Below are 21,123 nucleotides of genomic sequence, written 5' to 3'. Positions count from 1 at the left end.
AGCTCAACCGAGCTACATTTTCAACGTGCTACATCCGAACCCGCTCCGCCTTGGGATCATACATCGGCTTCAGCGAAGCCTCAGCCGCAAAGCGTTCGCCGGCGATTTCGATCTCGTAGGACGAGGCCAGAAGGTCGGCCTCGCTCTCGCCCTTCGACGGTACGTAGCCCATGCCGATGGCGCCGCCGAGATGGTGACCGTAATTGCCTGACGCGACCGTGCCGACGATCTGTCCATCGCGCACGATCGCCTCGTTGTGGAAGAGCAGCGGCTGCGGGTCCGTCAGGCGAAATTGAACAAGCCGACGCACCAGCCCGGCTTGCTTGCGGCGCAGCACGGCATCGCGGCCGATGAAGCCAGGTTTCGCGGTCTTGACGGCGAAGCCGAGGCCGGCTTCCAGCACATGGTCCTCGTCGGTGATGTCGTGGCCGAAATGGCGGAACGCCTTTTCGATGCGGCAGGAATCCAGCGTGTGCAGGCCGCAGAGTTTCAGCCCGAAATCGGAGCCGGCTTCCTCGATCGCTTCGAAGACATGGGCCGCCTGGTCGGTGGAGACATAAAGCTCCCAGCCGAGTTCGCCGACATAGGTGACGCGATGGGCGCGCGCCTCGCCCATGCCGATCTCGATTTTTTGCCAGGTGCCGAACGGATTCTTGTCGTTCGAAAAATCGTTCGGGCTGATCTTCTTGATGACGTCGCGGGCGCGCGGCCCCATCAGGCAGAGCACGCTTTCCGCCGCCGTCACATCGGTGATGACCACGAACTCGTCCGTGAGATGGCGGCGCAGCCAAGCGAGGTCGCGCTGCAGCGTGGCGCCGGGCACCACCAGGAAAAAGGTGGTTTCCGACAGGCGGCTGACGGTGAGGTCGCTCTCGATGCCGCCGCGTTCGTTGAGCATCTGCGTGTAGACGATCTTTCCCGCCGGCACGTCCATGTCGTTGGCGCAGAGCCTTTGGAGGAAGGGCAGCGCATCGCGGCCCTCGACACGGATTTTTCCGAACGAGGTCATGTCGAACAGGCCGACATTGTTGCGCACCGAAAGATGCTCGTCACGCTGGTTGTCGAACCAGTTCTGGCGCTTCCAGGAATAACGGTACTCGCGCTCCTGGCCGGGCCGCGCGAACCAGTTGGCGCGCTCCCAGCCGGCGACCTCGCCGAAGACGGCGCCGCGCGCCTTGAGGTGCTCGTGCAGCGGCGAGCGGCGCACTCCGCGCGCTGACGCCATCTGGCGGTAGGGGAAATGGTCGGCATAGAGCAGGCCGAGCGTCTCGACCGAGCGGCGGTAGAGATAGGTCCTGTTGGCCTGGAACGGCTGGACGCGACGGATATCGACGTCCCACAGGTCGAAGGGCGGTTCGCCGTCCTGCATCCACTGCGCCAGCGCCATGCCGGCGCCGCCGGACGACTGGATGCCGATGGAGTTGAAGCCGCAGGCGACCCAGAAATTGCGCAGTTGCGGCGCCTCGCCGAGATAATAGCGGTCGTCGGGGGTGAAGCTCTCGGGGCCGTTGAAGAAGGTGTGGATACCGGTCTCGGCAAGCAGCGGGAAACGCTTCACCGCCTTTTCGAGGATCGGCTCGAAGTGGTCGAAATCCTCCGGCAACTGGTCGAAGCAGAAATCCTCCGGGATGCCGTCCATACCCCAGGGTTTGGCTACCGGCTCGAAGGCCCCGAGCAGGATCTTGCCGGCGTCCTCCTTGTAGTAGGCGCATTCGTCCGGCACGCGCAGCACCGGCAACCGCTCCAGGCCGGGGATCGGCTCGGTGACGATGTAGAAATGTTCGCAGGCATGCAGCGGCACCGGCACGCCGGCCATGGCGCCGACGCCATGTGCCCACATGCCGGCGCAATTGACGACGTGCTCGCAGGCGATGGTGGTGGCCTCGCCATCGACGACCGCTGTGACGCCTGTGACGCAGCCCTTGTCCTCGTGGATGGCCGTGACCTTCGCCTGTTCGACGATCTTTGCACCGAGCATGCGCGCACCCTTGGCCAGCGCCTGGGTGATGTTGGCCGGGTCGCCCTGGCCGTCCTTGGGGATGTAGACGGCGCCGACCACGTCGCCGATCTCCAGGTGCGGATAGCGGGCCTTTGCCTCGGCCGGCGAGATTTCCTCGACGTCGACGCCGCGGGCGCGCGCCATCGAGGCGTTGCGGTAGAGTTCTTCCTTGCGCTCGGAGGTCAGCGCCACGGAGATCGAGCCGCACTGGCGCATGCCGGTGGCGACGCCGGTTTCCTCCTCGAGCTTGACGTAGAGGTCGGCTGTATATTTGGCGAGCCGCGTCATGTTGGCGGTGGCGCGCAACTGGCCGATCAGCCCGGCCGCGTGCCACGTGGTGCCGGAGGTCAATTGCTTGCGCTCGAGCAGCAAAATGTCGGTCCAGCCGAGCTTCGCCAGATGATAGGCCATCGAGCAGCCGGCGACGCCGCCGCCGATGATGACCACGCGGGCTTTTTGCGGAAGGATGGTCATGTGGCTTTCTTCCGGTAGTTGGCGACGAAACGCTTGAGCCGCGTGGCGGCCTCGGCAAGCACGGGCTCGGGCTGGCAGAGGCTGATGCGGATGTGGCCGGCTGCGGCCTCGCCAAAGGAGGAGCCGGGCATGACGGCGACCTTTTCGGCGTCGAGGAATGCCCAGGCGAAGGCCTCGCAGTCGGGCTCGACGTCGCGCACGTCGAGCATGATGTACATGCCGCCCTCGGAGCCGCGCACGGTGATGCGGTTGAGGCCGGCGACCTCGGCCAGGAACGTCTCGCGGCGCGCGGCGTAGCGGGCGGCGATCTCGGCTACGCCGAAACGGTTCTCCAGCGCCTGCGTGGCGGCGCGCGAGACGAAGTCGGTCAGGCCGTAGGTGGTGACGAGGTTCAGGTCGATGGCGAGCCGGATGATCTCGGCCGGGCCGGTGAGCCAGCCGATGCGCCAGCCGGTCATGCCGTGGCTCTTCGACATGGAGTTGATGACCAGCGTGCGCTCGGCCATGCCGGGGAGCGAACGGGGCGAGACGTGGTCCCCGCCGACCAGCGTCCAGTAAACCTCGTCCGACAGCAGCCACAGGTCGCGGCGGCGGCAGATATCGGCGATGCCTTCCAGAGATTTGCGGGTGTAGACGGCGCCGGTCGGGTTGTTCGGCGTGTTGATGAGGATGGCGCGGGTGTTTTCCCTGACCGCAGCCTCTATCGCCGCCGCCTCGGGCTGGAAACCGGTCTCGGCATGGGTCTCGACCACGGTGAAATCGGCGCCGGCGGCGCGGAGTGTGCCGGGATAGGTAGCGTAATAGGGCGCGACGACTATGGCGTGGGTGCCGGGATCGAGCACGGTCTGCACGGCTGAATAAAGTGCTGCCTGTCCGCCCGGCGTGGCGATGACCTCGTCGACGCCGGTCGGCACGCCGGTGGCCTCGGTGGAGACTTTCGCCATGGCGGCGCGCAGCGCGGGAATGCCCGCAAGCTGGGTGTAGTGGTGGAAGCCGCCACGCACCGCCGCCACGCAGGCCTCGACCGTCTCGGCCGGCGTGTCGAAATCGTGGTCGCCCACCGACAGCATGACGATCGGCTCGCCCGCCTGCTTGCGGGTCATGGCGGCGAAATGCACCTCCCAGCCGTCCCGGCCGGAGGGAATGATGCCGGTAATGCGCGAAGACGGTTTTGGCATAAAAAACTCCTCAAGCCGCCCGGCCAGCGAGGCCTGAGATCACCAGCCGCCCGACGTCATCGGTCAGCGGCGCCAGGGCTTCGTAGCCGCGGATCGTCGGATGCGCGGTCTCGAAGCGGTGCGTATGCGTGGCCGTGACGACTACGACGCGCGCACCGGCGGCCTCGGCGGCGCGGATGCCAGCAGGTGCATCCTCGAAGACGAGGCAGTCATGCGGATGCTGCCCGAGGCGGTTGGCCGCGAGCAGGAAGCAGTCGGGCGCCGGCTTGCCGTTGGTCACGTCCTCGCCGGCCACCATCAGCGGCGGCAGGGGAATGCCGGCGGCCTCCAGCCGGCGGATCGCAAGCTGGCGCGGCGCAGAGGTGACGATAGCCCAGCGGTCGGTCGGCAGGGCGGCGAGGAAGGCGGCCACGCCCGCGATCGATTCGATGCCGTCCACATCGTCCATTTCTGCCTGCGTCAGAGCGTCGACCTCGGCCTGTACGTCGACGCCAGGCAGGTTCAGCGCACGGATGGTCTCGCTTGCCCGCACCCCGTGGATGGTCGGCAGGAAAGCAGCGACGTCGAGCCCGTGGCGGGTCGCCCATGCCGACCACACGCGCTCGGCGGCGGCAATCGAACTGAGAAGCGTGCCGTCCATGTCGAACAGGAAGGCGCCGAAGGCGTGGTCGGGGAAGGGCAGGGTCATTTTATGCGCGAAGCCTCAGATTGTCGGGATCCCAGAGCGGCTTGTCCTGTTGGACCGTGGCGACAAAACGGTCGCCGAAAATCTCAACCTCGACTTTGGTGCCGGGAACGGTCAGGTCGGAGCGCAGCATGCCGAGCGCGATCGACTTGTCCACCCTGTAGCCCCACGCTCCTGACGTCGTCTCGCCGACGATCTTTCCGTCGTGCCACAGCGTCGACATGGTAGGCGCGTCGCAGGGGCCGGGGTCGTCCAGCGTCAGCGTGACGAATTTTTTCGTCACGCCCCGCTGCTTCTCGTTCTGAAGGGCGCGCTTGCCGGCGAAGGCCGGCTTGTCCCATTTGACGAAGCGCTCCAGCCCGCCTTGCAGGATGGAGTAATCGGTCGAGAGGTCACCCTTCCAGGCGCGGTAGCCCTTTTCGACCCGTAGCGAATCCAGCGCGAACATGCCGAATGGCTTCAGCCCATGCTTCTGGCCGGCGGCCCAGACGGCGTCGAAGATCGCCGGCGTGTCCTCGACCTTGGTGTGCAACTCCCAACCAAGTTCGCCGGCAAAGGAAACCCGCACCAGTTGCAGCCAACGCCCGGCGATCTGGCAGGATTGGTGCGACAGCCAGGGTTTCGACAGGTCGGCATCGGTGATTTCGGCGAGGATTTCGCGCGATTTCGGGCCGGAGAGAATCTGGCAGGAGAATTTTTCGGTAACGTCTCCAAGCGTCATTTCATGGTCTTGCGGTAGATGCTTCGTCAACCACTCGAAGTCGTGGCTCTGTGCGACCGCCGCGGTGATGAGGAAGAAAAAATCCTCATCCAACGCCATGACCGACATTTCAGTGACGATGCGGCCTTTTTCGTCGGCAAAATATCCGAGGCCGATGCGGCCGGGTTTCGGCACGCTGCCGGTGATGAGCGAGGACAGCCACTCCCGTGCGCCAGAATCTTGCAGGCGGAAACGCGAGAAGCCCGGCAGATCCAAAATGCCGGCGGCGTCGCGCACGGCGAGGCACTCTTCGCGGATGCGCGGCTCCCAGGGGCCGGCACGGTCGAACGTCTGGGTGGATTGTTCCGAGGTGTCATCGCCGGGTTTTGCGTACCAGGTGGCGCGCTCCCAGCCATTATAGGCGTTGAACTGTCCGCCGAGTGCGGCGATGCGGTCGTGAATCGGCGAGAGCTTCCGGTTCCGGCCCGCCGGCCAGGCATGGCGGGGGAAGGAGATGGCGTATTCGTTGCCGTAGATTTCGAGACCTTTTGCGACGCAATAGTCCTTATCCGAGGCGAAGGCGGTGAAGCGGCGCGGGTCGCACGACCACATGTCCCATTCGGTCTGGCCTTGCGTGACCCATTCGGCCAGCACCTTTCCCGCGCCGCCCGCCTGGGCGATGCCGAAGGTGAAGACGCAGGCTTCGAAGGCGTTGGGCACGCCGGGCATCGGGCCGATCAGCGGATTGCCGTCGGGCGCATAAGGGATCGGGCCGTTGATGACCTTGCTCAGCCCGGCGGTGCCGAGGATCGGTACGCGGGCGATGGCGTCGTTGAGATAGTGCTCCAGCCGGTCGAGGTCGTCGGGGAAGAGCTGGAAGGAAAAATCGTCGGGCATCGGATCGTTGTGGCCGACCCAGTGTGCGCGGCAGTTGCGCTCATAAGGGCCGAGATTCATGCCGCTCTTTTCCTGCCGCAGGTAGTAGGAGGTGTCGACGTCGCGCAGCAGCGGCAGCTTTTTGCCGTTCTCCTTCGTCCAAGCGGCGAGTTCGGGGATTTCCTCGAACAATATGTACTGGTGGCTCATCACCATCATCGGCACGTCGCGGCCGAACAGTTTTCCGACTTCCGCGGCGCGGTAGCCGGCGGCGTTGACGACGTACTCGCAGCGTATGTCGCCCTGCGCGGTCGAGATCACCCATTCGCCGTTGTCACGCCTGGCGCCGGTGACCGGGCAGAAGCGGACAATTTTCTGGCCCATGTCGCGCGCACCCTTGGCGAGCGCCTGGGTTAGCTGTGCCGGGTCGATGTCGCCGTCATTGGGGTCGTAGAGCGCGCCGGCGAGATCGTGCGTCTCGATGAAGGGGTAGCGCGCCTTGATTTCGTCAGGGCCGACGACGTCGATCGCCATGCCCTGATAGCGGCCCATGCCTTTTGCGCGCTGGAACTCGCGCATGCGCTCGCGCCCGTGGGCGAGGCGAAGCGAGCCGGTCACGTGATAGTTCATCGGGTAGCCGACCTCTTCCGCCAGGCCGCGATACAGCGTGGCGGAATAGCGCTGCATGTTCATCAGCGACCACGACGAGGAGAAGGTTGGCACGTTGCCGGCGGCATGCCATGTCGAGCCGGAAGTCAGCTCGTTCTTTTCCATCAGCACGCAGTCGGTCCAGCCGGCCTTGGCCAGGTGATAGAGCGAGGAAACGCCGACCGCGCCACCGCCGATGATGACCACGCGGGCGTGGGAGGGAAGATCAGCCATCGCACGGCTCCTGGAAAACGACTTTCAAGATTGTCCTCAATACACCGGCGGCGACACGACCCAGATGACGATTGCCGGGACCTCTCCCGGATTGCGCCAGCGGTGCGTCTTGTCCTTGAAGCGAAAACTGTCGCCCGCGCCGAGGCTGTGCCAGACGCCGCTGATCTCAATGTCGAACTGCCCAGAGACGACGTAGCCGGCCTCCTCGGTTTCGCGCAGCGACGCTTCCTCCAAGGCGGCGCCCGGCGCGAACTCCGAGCGGATCAGTTCGAAACTACCCCCGAGATCGGGCGACAGAAGCTCCTCCACCAGTCCCGATTCGCTTGTGCCAAGCGCCCGGCGCGAGCCGGCGCGCACGACGACCCCACGTTCTTCCTCGCGCGGAACATCGTGGGTGAAGAACAGGCTGATCGGCACCGAGAAAGCGGAGGCAATGGCCCGCAGGTCGCCGAGCGACGGCACCGATAGGCCACGCTCGACCTGCGACAGCCAGCCGACGGAACGGCCGAGCCGCAGCGCCGTTTCCATCAGAGTCATGCCGCGCGATTTGCGCAGCGCGCGAATGTCGCGCGCCAGCATCGGGTCGCTCGCGCCTTCCGCTTCTGGTGGGGAGATAGCGTTCATGAAAAAATCCCGGAAAATTTCATACACATCACTGTCATGAAAGAATCAAGGAGAATTTCATATGGATACGAATCGCTTGCGCGATAGCGGAGCGTCGTGCAAACGCTGGTCACGGCAGCGTTGAGGGACGCCTGCTCGCGCGGTAGGGAAAGGACCACGCATGCTGGCACCGGATTTGAGAACCGAAGAATTCGACGAAGCGGCGATCGTTGACGAAGCGATCTTATCGCGGCGCTCGGTACGGGCTTTCCTGCCCGATCCAATAGACGACGCGGTGATCCGCGAAATCCTGGAAGTATCGGCTCGGGCGCCGTCCGGCACCAACATGCAGCCGTGGCGGGTCTACGTCACCAAGGGCGAGACCAAGCAGCGCATCTCGGATGCGGTGCTGAATTCCGGTATACGCGCGGAAAAAATCACCTGGGACGAATACAAATATTATCCCGACCAGTTTTTCGAACCCTATCTGACGCGACGGCGCACAGTGGGGTTCGGCCTCTATTCGGCGCTGGGAATTGGCCGGCGTGAAGTCGAGCGGATGCGAGAGCAGCACGACCGCAATTTCATCTTCTTCGACGCGCCGGTCGGCATGATCTTCACCATCGACCGGAGGCTGAACAAGGGTTCGTGGGTCGACCTCGGCATGTTCCTGGAGAACATTATGATCGCTGCGAGGGGCAGGGGGCTTCACACCTGCCCGCAGGCTGCCTTCGCACCCTATCACATGCAGATCAGGCCGGTGCTCGGCATTCCCGAGGAAGAAATCCTCGTCTGCGGCATGGCGCTCGGCTATGAGGACACCAGCAAGCCGGAGAACCAGTTCCGCACCGAGCGCGCGCCGCTGGAGGAATGGGTGACGTTCCTCAAATGAGGCGCGCGTCGCTCGACCTGCCTTATACGCTGATCGATGCTTTCGAGCGCAGCCTGAGCCATCCCGAGACGTTCAATTTCCCGGGATTCGACATCGTCGAGCAGGCAAAGCCGGGCCACTTCCTGAAGGTCGGCGCGGAGTTCCAGGACGCCGACAGCGAGTGGTCGGGGGAACGCTTCTGGGTGATCGTGCGAACGGCCAACGGGTCGGGCGCGGCTGTGCGCTTGACCGGCGAGATCAACAACGACCTGCAATGCACCGATTCGCACGGGCTGCGCCTGGGCGACGTGGTTGCCTTCGCGCCTCGGCATGTTCTGGATTTCGACTACGAGTCCTGAACTCCTTTGTGACCGGTGGGGGATTGCGCTAGGCCCTCAGCGAAGCGTTACCGGAACTGGCGCGGATGCAGAAGGGCCCTGCGCCAGGTCCCGGAGCTTCGAATGGACCGGCCCGCGCTCAATTGGCCGCGAAACAGTACATCAGGCCGGCGCCGCCGGTGCCTTTGAACGCGTCCAGGCTGCAGCCGCCGCGCGAGGCATGGGAGGAGTTCCATGATTTGGCCGCGGCGGAATCGTTGAGGCCCATCCGGTCGTGATGGCCCATCATGGCCGCGCCTTCCGCACCGCCCATCGTCCAGTTGCCGCAGGTCTCCGGCGCGGCGGTGCCGTCGGGCATCGAACCGGTCAGGATATCGTGGCGGTTTGGCTGGTCGCCTCGGCCATTGACGACATTGCCCTTTTCGTCGAGCGCCGTCTGTTTGGTGATGTTGTTCTTGTCGCTATGCAAAGAGGCGACATCGTCGGCAATCTTGTCGCCCTTGGCATTGAACCACGGTCCGGCACCGATGCGGTCCTTGGCATTCTCAGTGTCGGTCGAGAGATAGGCTTTCCAGGTCTTGCCGGTCACGCCTGCCGCTTCGGCCAGGCTCGTACAATAAGCGTCGGCGCCGGCGAGGCCGCCGAGATCGCCGCCCTTGCCCGGATTGGCGCTGGTCACGAAAAAGCTCATCGTGGTGTCCTGCGCGAAGGCGCCAAGCGTCGTGGAGACGAGGATAGCGGCGGCAATGCCGATCAGATTTTTCATGAAATTCCTCCCGTTCGTTGCGTAAAGGCCGGCCAATGTCAGGAGCATGGCCCCGATGCATGGAACCAGACCGACTCCGAGACATAATACAACACATGTATGCGAACGCGCTTCGCTGTTGGTTTCTTCCCGGCACGCCGATATCTGCCGGGGAAGCCACCTGGGCGGCGCTTGACGGAGACTATCGACATGGCCGGCGAAAAATCATCACCGACAATCGCCCGCATCTGGCGCGGGCGCACGCGGCGCGACATTGCCGATGACTATGCCGCCTACCTGCATGAAGCCGGCATAAAACCCCTGATCGAAAAGGCGCTTGGCGTTCAGAGCTTTCGCGAAGACCGTGAGACGGAGAACGAGTTCGTGACGATTTCCCATTGGGAGAGCGTCGAGGCGATGGCGCGGTTCACCGGCGGGAACCCGCGGAAAATTCACCACCTGCCGCGAGACGCGGAGTTTCTGATCGAACTCCCTGAAAGCGTGCAGGTGCTGAGGATCGCAGGCAGTTTTGGCCTGACGGGATGACCGCCAACCGGCGGTCCGATCTCCGGCTACCGCACCTCGTAGCCGACTTCCTCACTGGCGTGGCAGAGCGCCGTCCAGAAGGAGCGCGCGAAGGAGCGGAAGATATAGAGGTCGAAGCGGTCAGCGCCGGTCCGCTGGATGTGGGCAAAAATATCGTGGTGGTTGGTCGCGATGCCCGAGCCGAGCGGGAAGGCAGGCAGCGAAAAGTCGATCGCGAAGAATTTCGCCAGCACCCATTCCGCCTTTGCGCCGGCAACGCGCAGGCCAATGCGTCCGTGCGAAAGGTCGGTGACGGTTCCGAGGTTTATCGGGATCGCCTGAAGCAGAGAATCAGCCAGACCTTCATCGTCCGATACTAAGAGGAATTTTCCGGGGGCGATGCCGAAGGCGGCCTTTCCCTCGGTCGCGATTCCGCCGCCCGCGCCGTCCGGCAGCGAAAGGCCGGCAGCGGTGCGGATCGCGGCGATGACAGCCTTTTCCTCGCCATGCCAGGCGGCCGCCTGCACGATCGAGCCGGGCTGGGTCTCGGACAGCACCACGCCGACGCCGTCGGCGAAATTGCCGTGCGAACCCGGCCGCCAGACCGGCAGAAGGGGCGAAAGCATCTCAACCATGCATGCGGTTCCCCTCGGGGTCGAAGAAGTGGTGGCTGACGATTTCGACTGGTCCGAAGCGTTTGCGCAGCGGATCGGAGACGAAGGCGCGCGCACCGTGGCGCGCCTTGCCGCCCTTGACCAGCGCCAGGCCGATGTATTTGCCGAGCGACGGCGAATAGCAGACGGCGGTGATGTGGCCGATCGAATGGCGCGGATTGGCTTCGTCGACCTGCTCGACGACATGCGAGCCGCCATTCAGCGGCCGGCTGTCGAGCGAGACGAGGCCGACAAGGCTGAGACGGTCCTCCGCGACGAGGCCTTCGCGGCCGAGCATGTTCGAGCCGATGAACGGTTTTTTCTTGGACAGCATCCAGTCGAGATGCAGGTCGTGGGCGGTTGTGCGGCCGTCGATCTCGGCGCCGGTGACGTGGCCCTTTTCGATGCGCATCGTGCCCAGAGCCTCGAGGCCGTAAGGCACCATGCCGAATGGTTTTCCGGCCTCGATGAGGGCTTCCCAGACATGGGTGCCGTGGCCCGCGCCGCTATAGACCTCGAACGCCATCTCGCCGGAGAAGGAGAGCCGGCAGATTTTTACCGGCACGCCGGCGATTTCGCCGCTGACGATGCCCATGAAGGGCAGGGCGGCGTTGTCGACGGGAGTGCCGGTGACGACGGTGGCGAGGATTTCGCGTGCCTTCGGTCCGCCGATCGCCGCGCCCGCCCATTGGTCGGTTACGGAGGTGACGTGGACTTTCAGGTCCGGCCAGACGACATCGAGATAATATTCGAGATGCTGCATGACCTTGCCGGCATTGGCCGTGGTCGTGGTCATCAGGAAATCATGCTCGCCCAGGCGCCAGGTGGTGCCGTCGTCAAAGGCTATGCCTTCCTCGCGCAGCATCAGGCCGTAGCGCGCCTTGTTGACGGCGAGCGTGGAGAACATGTTGGTATAGACGCGGTCGAGGAGTTCGGCGGCGTCCGGTCCCTGCACGGCGATCTTGCCCAAGGTCGAGACGTCGACGATGCCGGCGGTCTCGCGCGTGGTCTTCGTCTCGCGCACATAGGCCTGCTCGACCGTTTCACCCGGCTTGCCATAGATCTGCGGGCGGAACCACAGGCCTGCCGCATACATCTTTGCGCCCTGTGCTACGTGCCAGTCGTGCATCGGCGTCAGCCGCTCGGGCTTGATGTCGCCGTAGCGTTCGGCGGCGAGCGACCCGATCGACACGGCGGCGAAGGGCGGGCGGAAACGGGTCGTGCCGACCTCGGGGATCGGCTTGCCCAGCGTCTCGGCCATGATGGCGAGGCCGGGCACGTTGGAGGTCTTGCCCTGGTCGGTCGCCATGCCGAGCGTGGTGTAGCGTTTCAGGTGTTCGACCGAGATGAAACCTTCGCGGTGGGCGAGGCGCACGTCGTCGGCGGTGACATCGTGCTGGAGGTCGACGAAAGCCTTTCCCTTGGCGGGAATCTCGAATACCGCGGCGGGCGCGGAACTTGGCGCGGCGTCGCCGACATCCAGAGTCTCGTCAGCGTTTCCCGTTGCGCCCACCGCACGCAGTCCAGCCGAAAAACCCTCGGCCAACGCCTCGGCGGTGGTGAGGCTGCCGTTGAAGGCGCCGGCGCCGATCCACTTCTGCCAAGGTTCGGGCGGGAGGAAGGCTTGCAGCGCGTCATCCCATTTTGGCGCCGCGCCAGCCTGGCTGGCGAGGTGGATGACCGGCGACCAGCCGCCCGAGACGATCAGGCAGTCGGCGTCGAGATGGCGCGCCTCGCCGGTGAGCGCGCGGGAAGCGAGGTCGAAACCCTGTACCTTGATTCCCGAAACATGCTTGCCGCCCTCGGTTGCGACCACGGCATGGCGCAGCAACAACTGGCCGCCGACGGACGAAGCGATGGCGCGGGCCGCCGGCGAGATATCGGCGCGGACGTCGACAATCGCGGAGATCGAGGCGCCGGCGTCGCGCAGGGCCTTGGCTGCGGCATAGGCGCCGTCATTGTTGGCGAAGACCGCGACTTTCTCGCCGGGCAGCACGCCGAATTCGCTGGCATAGCGCTGGGCTGCCGAGGCGAGCAGCACGCCGGGGCGGTCGTTTCCTGGAAACACCAACGGCCGCTCGAACGCGCCGGTGGCGAGCACGATCGTGCCGGCGCGGATCGACCAGTGGCGGTGACGCGGCTCGCCCTTGCCGGGCTTTTCCTTGTGGTCAGTTACGCGCTCAAGCGCGGCGAGGCCGTTGTTGTCGTAGTAACCCCACACGGTGGTGCGCGGCAGCAGCCGAACGTTGTCGCGGCCGGAAAGGTCACGCACGGTGTCGGCCACCCAATCGGCGGCCGGCAGCGAATCGATGCGCTCTCCGGACCAGTTAGCCGAGCCGCCGAAGCGCGAGTCGAGTTCGGCGAGGATGACGCGCGCGCCGTTCTCCGACGCGGCTTTCGCAGCCATCAGACCGGCCGGCCCGGAGCCTACCACCAGCACGTCGCAAAAGGCGTACATGCGCTCGTAGCGCGAACTGTCCGGCGCGGTGCCGGCGCTGCCGAGACCAGCGGCGCGGCGGATAAAATGCTCGCAGAACATCCAGAAGCGCGTGCCCTTCAGCGGGCCGACGACCGGACCCATGAAGGTCTTGTAGTAGAAGCCCGCCGAGATCGCCTTGCCGGCCAGCCCGTTCGCCGCGCCGACATCGAAAGCGAGCGAGGGAAAGCGGTTCTGGCTGACGGCGACGAGGCCGTCGTAAATCTCCAGCATCGTGGCCGGGATGTTGGGTTCGCGCTCCTCGCCGTTCAATACGGTGACCAGCGCAGATGGCTCATCGATGCCTGCGGTCAACACGCCGCGCGGGCGGTGATACTTGAACGAGCGGGCCATCAGCGAGATGCCGTTGGCAAGCAGCGCGGAAGCCAGCGTGTCGCCGGCATGGCCGGTCAGCGGCTTGCCGTCGAAGGTAAACCGGATGGTGCGGGTGCGGTCGACGCGCCCGGCGGTGTTGCCGCGGCGCGGGCTCATGAACGGCCTCCATGCCGACGTTTTGTACCACCGGCGAAGGCGACGTCGGAAATGCGGTGGGTCAAGGTGTTGCGGGTGACGGCGAGATGCGAGCGGCAGCCGCCGGCATGCTGCCAGATCTCCTTGTGGTCGCCGGCCGTGTTGACGCGGTCATAGACATAAGCATTCCAGGCTGACTGGTCGGTGGAGGACGGATCGGGGCGCGTGCGGTTGCCGTCGCCCTGATAGGAGAACTCCGACACGTCGCGCGGGCCGCAATAGGGACAGGTGATCAGCATTCTTCTTGCCTAGTGCAGCTTCGGGGTGGCGCCCTGGCCCTTGTCGTCGATCAGGATGCCGCGATGGAAACGGTCGAGCGTGAAGGGCGCGTTGATCTCATGCGGGGCGTTCTTGGCGATGGTCCAGGCAAAACACCAGCCGGAGGCCGGCGTCGCCTTGAAGCCGCCGTAGCACCAGCCGCAATTCAGATACATGCCGGGAAGGGGGCCCGTGGTGATGATCGGCGAGCCGTCCATCGACATGTCCATGACGCCGCCCCAGGAGCGCAGCAGACGAACCTTGGCGAAGCCCGGGAACATGGCGAGCAACTCGCTCATCACCTCCTCGACCAGCGGCAGGTTTCCGCGTTGGGCATAGGTGTTGTAGCCGTCTAGGTCGCCGCCGAAGACGAGGCCGCCCTTGTCCGACTGCGAGACATAGAGATGGCCGCCGCCCCAGGTGATGACGCCGGGCAGGATCGGCTTCAGCGATTCGGAGACGAAGGCCTGGAGCACGTGGCTCTCGATCGGCAGATTGTCGACGCCGGCAAGCTTCAGAACGCGGCCGGTGCTGCCGGCGGCCGCGACGGCCACCTTCTTGGCACGGATGTCGCCGCGCGTCGTTTTGACGCCGACGACGCGGTCGCCTTCCCTGAGGAAGCCGATGACTTCGCAGTTCTCCAGGATATCGACGCCGCGCCGGTCTGCGCCGCGGGCATAACCCCAGGCGACGGCGTCATGGCGCGCGGTGCCGGCGCGCGGCTGCAGCAGGCCGCCGACCACCGGGAAACGCGCCTTGGGCGACACGTCGAGGCCGGGATAGAGCCGGGCGATCTGGTCCGGATAAAGCAGTTCAGCGTCGCCGCCTTCGTGGCGCATGGCGTTGCCGCGCCGCGCATAATCGTCGAACTGGCCGGGCGTATGGGCGAGATTCAAGATGCCGCGCTGCGAGAACATGACGTTGTAGTTCAAATCGTGGGAGAGGTTTTCCCACAGCTTCATCGAATGCTCGTAGAAGCGGATGTTCTGCGGCAGCAGGTAGTTGGAACGCACGATGGTGGTGTTGCGGCCGATGTTGCCCGAGCCGAGATAACCCTTCTCGACCACAGCCACGTTGGTGATGCCGTGTTCCTTGGCGAGATAATAGGCGGTCGACAGGCCATGGCCGCCGCCGCCGATGACGATCACGTCATAGTTCGGCTTGGGCTCCGGCTTGCGCCAGGCCGGCTTCCAGTCGCGGTTGCCGGAGAGTGCGTTCTTCAGGATCGAGAGAGCAGAATATTCCGCCATCGGGAAACAAACTTTCAGGTTAGGCAAGCGGCACACTATAGGCGGAGCGTCGGCGCGCAAGCCAGTTTTACGCCACGCCCTTTCACAGGGCCGACTCCGGCTTGCCCGAGTCAGGCGCGACCAGTATCACTCAACGCCATGGGAACGCCATGTTGCCGGCTATGACCCGGCCGATGAAAAAGATTGTTTCGGGACTGATCGCCATTCTGTTCCTGATCGCCGCAGCGATGGCGTTCCCGCCATCGCCGGCGGGCGCGCAGGGGGCGGCCCGGCCCGGTTCGTCGATAGTCGACGAGCAGCGCGCGGTGATCAGCGGGCTGACGTCCCGCACCGACGGGCTCGAAAAGGAAATCGACGCCAATCCCGAGGACGATCCGAAGCTGGTCGATATCCGGCTGCAACTGGAAGAGATCGCCCGCGACCTGATCAACAGTTCCGTTTCGTTCAGGCCTCGTCTCAGCGAAATCAATGCGCGAATCGAGCAGCTCGGTCCGCCGCCGGCCGCGGGAGCGGCGCCCGAACCGGACATAGTGACCGCCGAGCGCCAGAGCCTCGCGGCGGAAAAGGCCGAGATCAACGCCGCTCTGGGCGCGGCCGAAGATCTGTCGATCCGCGTCAACACGCTGGTCACGCGCGTCACCGACATGCGCCGCGACCTGTTTTCGCGGCTGCTGACCAAACGCTACGACATCAATTTCCCGCTGCTTAGCGAGGTTCTGGGAGCCTTCCAAGTCACCACGGCGAACCTCTACCGCTCGGTATCGGCGTGGCTGCGCTTCGTCGTCAACTTCAAGCTGAGTTCGGTGCTGGCCGCGACGTTCTTCGCGCTGATCGCCGCTGTCATCCTGCTGGTCGGCGGAAGACGGATGTTCGGCCATCTGTTCGAGGCCGATCCCAACAAGACCGATCCGACCTATCTCAGCCGGCTGTCCGTGGCGTTCTGGTCGACGCTGATTCCGTCGCTGGCGCTCGGCGTGTTCCTGGGCGTCACATTTTCGCTGTTCGACTATTTCCAGGTGCTGCGCGGCGACATCGGCACGATGCTGGCGTCGCTGTTCGGCGTCATAGGCCTGGTTTTCTTCGTTCACCGGCTGGGCAAGGCCGTGCTGTCGCCCGACCTGCCGCACTGGCGCTTGATCCCGGTGCAGTCGGGTGCCGCGGCGAAGCTCCTGTGGATCATGTCCGCGACGGCTCTGTTCAGCGGCCTGGATTTCCTGCTGAGCGATATCTACGAGACGCTGGATGCACCCGTGTCGCTGACGGTCGGCGAAGCTCTGGTGGCAACCGTCATCATCGGTCTTCTGGTGACGGCCAGCGGACTGGTGCGGCCTTTCGCCGACGAGGCGGGACGGCCACGGCCCTGGCCGGCGGCGGTGCGCCTGTTCATCTATGCGCTGGGCCTGACGACCATCGTGGCGGCGCTGCTGGGCTATATCGGCCTTGCCCGTTTCATTTCGCAGCAGATCGTCTGGACAGGCGCGGTGCTGGCGACCATGTATATCGGCTTCCTGTCGTCGCGGGCCGTGTCGGAGGAAGGGGCGTTCGCCGGCACCACGATCGGCGCACGGTTCCAGCGCTGGTTCAAGCTGGACGATGCCGGCCTCGATCAGATCAGCCTGCTGGTCAGCATCCTGATCAACATCGCCGTCGTCGTCGTCGGCCTGCCGCTGGTCCTGTTCCAGTGGGGCTTCCAGCCGGGCGACATCGGCTCGTGGATGTACAAGATCGCGACGGGCATCCGCATAGGCTCGTTCACGCTGTCGCTGACCGGTATCCTCTGGGGCATCCTGGTGTTCGGCGCGGGCTTCGTGCTGACGCGCTGGTTCCAGGGCTGGCTCGACGGCTCGGTGATGGCGCGCGGCCGCGTCGACACTGGCGTGCGCAACTCGATCCGCACCGTGGTCGGCTACGCCGGCCTGGCCATTGCCGGGCTGGTGGGGTTGTCGGCGGCGGGTATCGACTTCTCCAACCTGGCGCTCATCGCCGGCGGTCTCTCGCTCGGTATCGGTTTCGGCCTCCAGAACGTCGTCTCCAACTTCGTCTCCGGGCTGATCCTGCTCGCCGAGCGGCCGTTCAAGGCCGGTGACTGGGTGGTGGCCGGGGCGGTGTCCGGCACCGTCAAGAAGATCAGCGTCCGGGCCACTGAGATCGAGACGTTCCAGCGCCAGACGGTGATCCTGCCGAATTCGGAGCTGATCAACGGCGCGGTCGGCAACTGGACGCATCGCAACAAACTGGGCCGCATCGAGATACCGGTGGCCGTGGCCTACGGTACGGATGCGCGAAAAGTGCATGCGCTGCTGCTGGAACTGGCGTCCGGCCATCCGCTGGTGCTGAAGAACCCGGAGCCGTTCGTGGCGTTCACCGCCTTTGCCCAGACGTCGATGAATTTCGAGATACGCGTCTTCCTGTCGGACATCGGCAATGGCGGCATCGTGCAGAACGACCTGCGTTTCGCGATTCTGGATGCATTCGACCGCGAGAACATCAGCATCGCCATCCCGGCGCAGGTGCCGCTCGATCTTTCCAAGCTGAAATGGTCCACCGACGACGACAAGGCGGAGGCTGAACTGGCCGCCACCGTTCAACGTCGCGCGCTGGCCGAGGAAGAGGTCAAGGCGCGCAAACCGCGCCGCCGCCGGGTCGATCCCGCTTGACCGCGCCGCCAACTGTGGCATGAACATGTCATTCAGTTGGCGTTCAGCTTCGGCCGGTTATAAGCTCTCCTCGAAAGGGACAAGTTGTCCCCAGCTCTTGATAGAGGCGGTGGAAACACCGGAAAGCCATGAAGTACCAAGTCGTCGCGGCCGTCTGCCTTGTCGTGATGGGCAACGCGGCGCATGCGGCCAGCGCTGTCAATCTCGACTCCGAGCCGCGCACGCTGATCGTCACCGAGGGCGGCAGCAAGTCGGAGCTTTCGCTGGCCGCCGGCGAGACGGTCGAGTTCTGCTCTGGCGGCTGCTTCGTCACCATGCCGAATGGCGACCGCCAGGCCCTGACCGGCACCGAAACGGTCGAAATATCGGGCGGCGTCGGCCGCATCAAATAGGCGCTGCGGCGCGCTTGTCGGAATGCCGAGGCCGGGCCGTCGCCCGGCCTTTTAACATTTCCGGTTGCAGTCGCTTAACCTTGATTTGCAAAGCTGTTAAGCTGCTTTGCCGGCCGGGTGCCGCATTAACGCACCCTAACCGGTCCCTCCGTTATAGCCTCCCCGGCGACGCTGCTGATGGCGTTTCATGGCAATTGCGGAAACTGGCTCGATGGATGCGCGGTCGGAGAAGAATGCAGTTCCGTTGGCCGTCGATCTCGACGGCACGCTGATCGCGACGGATCTTCTGTGGGAAGGCCTGTTCCTGCTTTTGCGGCAGAACCCGCTGCTTGTGTTCCTCGTGCCGTTCTGGCTGGCGAAAGGCCCGGCGACGCTGAAGATGGAGATCGCCAGGCGCGTCGACATCGATCCGGCGGCGCTGCCCTACCGCAAGGAAGTCATGGAGCGGCTGCATGCCGAACGCGCCAGCGGCCGCCGGCTGGTGCTGGCGACCGGCACGCCGCGCAAATTCGCGGAAGCCATCGCACAACATCTCGGCATCTTCGATGCGGTGCTTGCCACCGACGGCAAGGAGAACCTGACCTCGAAGCGCAAGCGCGCCGCGCTGGTCGCCGCCTATGGCGACGCCGGCTTCGACTATTTCGGCAACAGCCGGCACGACCTCGAGATTTTCGACGCGGCGCGCGAGGCGAGTGTGGTGGCGCCCGACCGCAGCGCGGCAGCCTGGCAGGCGGCACATGGCTGCGAGTTGATCGAAACGCCGAAGCCGACGGCCAAGACCATCCTCAAGATGCTGCGCGCGCATCAATGGCTGAAGAACGGGCTGATTGCCGTGCCGGTGGTGCTCAGCCACGAATATTTCAACGTGGCGATGCTGGTCGACTGCATCCTGGCGTTCATTTCCTTCAGCGCCGCGGCCTCCGCCATTTACATCGTCAACGACTTTTTCGACTTGGCGCTCGACCGCCGCCATCCGACCAAACGCAACCGGCCATTCGCCAGCGGGCTATTGTCGATGCGTTTCGGCATTTTCTCCGCCATGGGGTTGCTGGTCCTTAGTTTCGCTGTGGCCGCTTTCCTGCCGCTGCTGTTCCTCGGCGTGCTCTGCGCCTATCTGGTTGCGACGACGGCCTACTCTCTGTCCGTCAAGCGCATGTTGCTGCTCGACGTGCTGATGCTGGCCGGCCTCTACACGATGCGGATCCTCGCTGGCGCTGCCGCAACCGATATCGGCGTCTCGTTCTGGTTGCTCGCCTTCTCGACCTTCTTCTTCCTGTCGCTGGCGCTGGTGAAGCGCTACGTCGAGTTGCGGTCCTCGGTGCTGGTGCCGGGTGAGCGCATCGCCGGGCGCGGCTACCGTGCCGAGGATCAGGAGATCATCGCGCAGGCTGGGATGGCCTCGGCCTTTTCCTCGGCGCTGGTGCTTGCGCTCTACATCGACAGTTCGGCCGTGCGCGAACTCTATTCGCATCCGTGGATGGTGTGGCCGCTGGCGCCGACGGTGCTCTACCTCACCATGCGCATCTGGATCCTGGCGCGGCGCGACGAACTGCATGACGATCCGGTCGTGTTCATCGTGCGCGACTGGCGCAGCCAGGTCGTTGTGGCTGCGGGCGCGGTCATGCTCGTGCTGGCGGGCATGGTCTGATGCGCGCCAGCTACGGCAGCTTCGGCCGGGTCACGCCGCCAGCGCAGCGCGCGATGCAGGCTGACGAGGCGATTGCTCTGCTCAAGAGCGGGCAAGCCGGGGCGGACACGATCCTGCCCTACGGCAATGGCCGGTCCTATGGCGACAGTTGCCAGCCGCAGGACGGCGTCCTGGCCGACATACGCTCGCTGAAGCGGATGATCGGTTTCGACACCGAGAGCGGGTTGTTCACGGCGGAAGCCGGGATGCTTTTGTCCGACATCATCGCCCATGCGGCGCCGCACGGATTCTTTCCGCCGGTGGTGCCCGGCACCCAGTTCGTTACGCTCGGCGGGGCTATCGCCAACGATGTGCACGGCAAGAACCATCACCGGCGCGGCACCTTCGGCTGTCATGTCGAACAGATCGAACTGCTGAAATCCGACGGCAAGACCTATAGCTGCTCGAAAACGTCGAATGCGCGGCTGTTCCAGGCGACGATTGGCGGCATGGGGCTTACCGGCATCATCCTGTCGGCATCGATCCGGCTGATGCGCGTGCCGTCGCTCGACGTGGCCGAGACGGTGACGCCGTTCTCCGGGCTGGGAGAATATTTCGACCGCGCCGAGGCGGCGGACGACGCCAACGAATACGCGGTCGCCTGGATCGACCAGCTTGCCGGCGGAAAACGGGCGGGACGCGGGCTGCTGCTCACAGGAAATCATGCGGAGAACGGATCGCTGCAGGCCGGTCAGAGCGGGCGGCGGCTGTCGGTGCCGTTCCAGCCGCCGATCAATGTGCTCAACCGGCCGTTCCTGACGGCGTTCAACGCCGCCTATCGCTGGAAGCGCGGGCGCAACCAAGGTCCGCACACGACCGGCTACCAGGGTTTTTTCTTCCCGCTCGACGGGGTGGCGGACTGGAACCGGCTCTACGGGCCGAAGGGCCTGTTCCAGCACCAGAGCGTCGTGCCTTTCGAGGCGGCGCGCGAGGCGGTTGCCGTGTTGCTGCACGCGGCGCGCAAGGCGGGACAGGGCTCGTTCCTCACCGTGTTGAAGCGTTTTGGCACACTTCGCTCGCCGGCCATGCTTTCCTTCCCACGGCCCGGCTACACGCTGACGCTGGATTTTCCCAACCGCGGCCAGCGCACGCTGGCGCTGCTCAAGGAACTCGACGCCATCACGGTGGCTGCCGGAGGGGCCGTCAATCCCTACAAGGACGCGCGCATGTCGGCCGCCACCTTCGGCGCTTCCTTCCCGGATTGGCAGCGGCTCGAATCGATGCGCGATCCCGCTTTCCTGTCGAGCTTCTGGGCACGCACCGCGATGCGATTGAAGTCGCACGATTGGAGCGCGGCAAAGGCTGCCGAGTAACACCCAAGGGACAATCCGGGACGCGGACAA

The 21,123-nt window shown here is 64.9% G+C and carries 17 protein-coding genes; 7 read left to right on the top strand and 10 right to left on the bottom strand.

Features of this window, described 5'->3' with window-relative positions; genetic code table 11:
• Window positions 1-28: 28 nt before the first annotated feature.
• Genes ABMA59_RS04390 through ABMA59_RS04370 form a run of 5 tightly spaced genes read right to left on the bottom strand, consistent with a single transcriptional unit; the run spans window position 29 to window position 7,418 of the window.
• Window positions 29-2,473 (bottom strand): GcvT family protein, encoded by a 2,445-nt coding sequence (locus ABMA59_RS04390; RefSeq protein ID WP_349004095.1) that lies wholly within the window; start codon window positions 2,471-2,473, stop codon window positions 29-31.
• Window positions 2,470-3,651 (bottom strand): pyridoxal phosphate-dependent aminotransferase, encoded by a 1,182-nt coding sequence (locus ABMA59_RS04385; protein WP_349004094.1) that lies wholly within the window; start codon window positions 3,649-3,651, stop codon window positions 2,470-2,472. The genes ABMA59_RS04390 and ABMA59_RS04385 overlap by 4 nt, the downstream gene beginning before the upstream one ends.
• Before the next feature lie 10 nt (window positions 3,652-3,661).
• The gene (locus tag ABMA59_RS04380; protein WP_349004093.1) at window positions 3,662-4,339 is read right to left on the bottom strand and encodes an HAD-IA family hydrolase; all 678 of its coding nucleotides are present in this window, start codon (window positions 4,337-4,339) and stop codon (window positions 3,662-3,664) included.
• Between the two features lies 1 nt (window position 4,340).
• Complete coding sequence (locus ABMA59_RS04375; protein WP_349004092.1) at window positions 4,341-6,794, bottom strand: GcvT family protein; 2,454 nt, start codon at window positions 6,792-6,794, stop codon at window positions 4,341-4,343.
• Between the two features lie 36 nt (window positions 6,795-6,830).
• Window positions 6,831-7,418: a helix-turn-helix domain-containing protein gene (locus ABMA59_RS04370; protein ID WP_349004091.1), complete on the bottom strand. Its 588-nt coding sequence runs from the start codon at window positions 7,416-7,418 to the stop codon at window positions 6,831-6,833.
• Window positions 7,419-7,578: 160 nt separating this feature from the next.
• On the opposite strand from ABMA59_RS04370, the gene ABMA59_RS04365 reads away from it, so the two are divergent.
• Together ABMA59_RS04365 and ABMA59_RS04360 are read left to right on the top strand one after the other, a co-directional pair.
• Complete coding sequence (locus ABMA59_RS04365) at window positions 7,579-8,289, top strand: nitroreductase (protein ID WP_349004090.1); 711 nt, start codon at window positions 7,579-7,581, stop codon at window positions 8,287-8,289.
• Window positions 8,286-8,627, top strand: a complete 342-nt coding sequence (locus ABMA59_RS04360; protein ID WP_349004089.1) for a hypothetical protein — start codon at window positions 8,286-8,288, stop codon at window positions 8,625-8,627. Before ABMA59_RS04365 ends, ABMA59_RS04360 begins: the two co-directional genes overlap by 4 nt.
• A 118-nt stretch (window positions 8,628-8,745) precedes the next feature.
• Here the strand turns inward: ABMA59_RS04360 and ABMA59_RS04355 are convergent, their stop codons facing one another.
• Window positions 8,746-9,372, bottom strand: a complete 627-nt coding sequence (locus tag ABMA59_RS04355; protein WP_349004088.1) for a hypothetical protein — start codon at window positions 9,370-9,372, stop codon at window positions 8,746-8,748.
• Window positions 9,373-9,561: 189 nt separating this feature from the next.
• On the opposite strand from ABMA59_RS04355, the gene ABMA59_RS04350 reads away from it, so the two are divergent.
• On the top strand, window positions 9,562-9,897 hold the full coding sequence (locus ABMA59_RS04350; protein ID WP_349004087.1) for an antibiotic biosynthesis monooxygenase family protein: 336 nt from the start codon (window positions 9,562-9,564) through the stop codon (window positions 9,895-9,897).
• A 26-nt stretch (window positions 9,898-9,923) separates the two neighbouring features.
• Here ABMA59_RS04350 and soxG read toward each other — a convergent pair whose 3' ends face one another.
• Genes soxG through ABMA59_RS04330 form a run of 4 tightly spaced genes read right to left on the bottom strand, consistent with a single transcriptional unit; the run spans window position 9,924 to window position 15,044 of the window.
• Window positions 9,924-10,511, bottom strand: a complete 588-nt coding sequence (gene soxG / locus ABMA59_RS04345; RefSeq protein WP_349004086.1) for a sarcosine oxidase subunit gamma family protein — start codon at window positions 10,509-10,511, stop codon at window positions 9,924-9,926.
• Entirely contained in the window at window positions 10,504-13,497 is a 2,994-nt protein-coding gene (locus ABMA59_RS04340; RefSeq protein ID WP_349004085.1) for a sarcosine oxidase subunit alpha family protein, read from the bottom strand. The genes soxG and ABMA59_RS04340 overlap by 8 nt, the downstream gene beginning before the upstream one ends.
• Window positions 13,494-13,775: a sarcosine oxidase subunit delta gene (locus tag ABMA59_RS04335; RefSeq protein WP_349004084.1), complete on the bottom strand. Its 282-nt coding sequence runs from the start codon at window positions 13,773-13,775 to the stop codon at window positions 13,494-13,496. Before ABMA59_RS04335 ends, ABMA59_RS04340 begins: the two co-directional genes overlap by 4 nt.
• A 9-nt stretch (window positions 13,776-13,784) precedes the next feature.
• Complete coding sequence (locus tag ABMA59_RS04330) at window positions 13,785-15,044, bottom strand: sarcosine oxidase subunit beta family protein (RefSeq protein ID WP_349004083.1); 1,260 nt, start codon at window positions 15,042-15,044, stop codon at window positions 13,785-13,787.
• A 173-nt stretch (window positions 15,045-15,217) separates the two neighbouring features.
• Between ABMA59_RS04330 and ABMA59_RS04325 the strand changes: the two genes are divergently transcribed.
• From ABMA59_RS04325 to ABMA59_RS04310, 4 genes are all read left to right on the top strand, one after another.
• Entirely contained in the window at window positions 15,218-17,701 is a 2,484-nt protein-coding gene (locus ABMA59_RS04325) for a mechanosensitive ion channel family protein (RefSeq protein WP_349004082.1), read from the top strand.
• Window positions 17,702-17,829: 128 nt separating this feature from the next.
• Window positions 17,830-18,093, top strand: a complete 264-nt coding sequence (locus tag ABMA59_RS04320; RefSeq protein ID WP_349004081.1) for a hypothetical protein — start codon at window positions 17,830-17,832, stop codon at window positions 18,091-18,093.
• Window positions 18,094-18,304: 211 nt separating this feature from the next.
• Complete coding sequence (locus ABMA59_RS04315) at window positions 18,305-19,741, top strand: UbiA family prenyltransferase (protein WP_349004080.1); 1,437 nt, start codon at window positions 18,305-18,307, stop codon at window positions 19,739-19,741.
• On the top strand, window positions 19,741-21,093 hold the full coding sequence (locus ABMA59_RS04310; protein WP_349004079.1) for an FAD-binding oxidoreductase: 1,353 nt from the start codon (window positions 19,741-19,743) through the stop codon (window positions 21,091-21,093). Before ABMA59_RS04315 ends, ABMA59_RS04310 begins: the two co-directional genes overlap by 1 nt.
• The last annotated feature ends 30 nt before the right edge of the window (window positions 21,094-21,123 follow it).

Source organism: Mesorhizobium yinganensis (assembly GCF_040081985.1).
Classification (GTDB): Bacteria; Pseudomonadota; Alphaproteobacteria; order Rhizobiales; family Rhizobiaceae; genus Kumtagia; species Kumtagia yinganensis.
Note: the sequence above shows the minus strand (reverse complement) of the source record. Positions and strands in the feature narration are given on the sequence as shown.

What these genes read in the sequence shown, in the direction of transcription:
- ABMA59_RS04390 (WP_349004095.1), bottom strand. Translation starts at nt 2,473, where the DNA reads ATGACCATCCTTCCGCAAAAAGCCCGCGTGGTCATCATCGGCGGCGGC.
- ABMA59_RS04385 (WP_349004094.1), bottom strand. Translation starts at nt 3,651, where the DNA reads ATGCCAAAACCGTCTTCGCGCATTACCGGCATCATTCCCTCCGGCCGG.
- ABMA59_RS04380 (WP_349004093.1), bottom strand. Translation starts at nt 4,339, where the DNA reads ATGACCCTGCCCTTCCCCGACCACGCCTTCGGCGCCTTCCTGTTCGAC.
- ABMA59_RS04375 (WP_349004092.1), bottom strand. Translation starts at nt 6,794, where the DNA reads ATGGCTGATCTTCCCTCCCACGCCCGCGTGGTCATCATCGGCGGTGGC.
- ABMA59_RS04370 (WP_349004091.1), bottom strand. Translation starts at nt 7,418, where the DNA reads ATGAACGCTATCTCCCCACCAGAAGCGGAAGGCGCGAGCGACCCGATG.
- ABMA59_RS04365 (WP_349004090.1), top strand. Translation starts at nt 7,579, where the DNA reads ATGCTGGCACCGGATTTGAGAACCGAAGAATTCGACGAAGCGGCGATC.
- ABMA59_RS04360 (WP_349004089.1), top strand. Translation starts at nt 8,286, where the DNA reads ATGAGGCGCGCGTCGCTCGACCTGCCTTATACGCTGATCGATGCTTTC.
- ABMA59_RS04355 (WP_349004088.1), bottom strand. Translation starts at nt 9,372, where the DNA reads ATGAAAAATCTGATCGGCATTGCCGCCGCTATCCTCGTCTCCACGACG.
- ABMA59_RS04350 (WP_349004087.1), top strand. Translation starts at nt 9,562, where the DNA reads ATGGCCGGCGAAAAATCATCACCGACAATCGCCCGCATCTGGCGCGGG.
- soxG (WP_349004086.1), bottom strand. Translation starts at nt 10,511, where the DNA reads ATGGTTGAGATGCTTTCGCCCCTTCTGCCGGTCTGGCGGCCGGGTTCG.
- ABMA59_RS04340 (WP_349004085.1), bottom strand. Translation starts at nt 13,497, where the DNA reads ATGAGCCCGCGCCGCGGCAACACCGCCGGGCGCGTCGACCGCACCCGC.
- ABMA59_RS04335 (WP_349004084.1), bottom strand. Translation starts at nt 13,775, where the DNA reads ATGCTGATCACCTGTCCCTATTGCGGCCCGCGCGACGTGTCGGAGTTC.
- ABMA59_RS04330 (WP_349004083.1), bottom strand. Translation starts at nt 15,044, where the DNA reads ATGGCGGAATATTCTGCTCTCTCGATCCTGAAGAACGCACTCTCCGGC.
- ABMA59_RS04325 (WP_349004082.1), top strand. Translation starts at nt 15,218, where the DNA reads ATGAAAAAGATTGTTTCGGGACTGATCGCCATTCTGTTCCTGATCGCC.
- ABMA59_RS04320 (WP_349004081.1), top strand. Translation starts at nt 17,830, where the DNA reads ATGAAGTACCAAGTCGTCGCGGCCGTCTGCCTTGTCGTGATGGGCAAC.
- ABMA59_RS04315 (WP_349004080.1), top strand. Translation starts at nt 18,305, where the DNA reads ATGGATGCGCGGTCGGAGAAGAATGCAGTTCCGTTGGCCGTCGATCTC.
- ABMA59_RS04310 (WP_349004079.1), top strand. Translation starts at nt 19,741, where the DNA reads ATGCGCGCCAGCTACGGCAGCTTCGGCCGGGTCACGCCGCCAGCGCAG.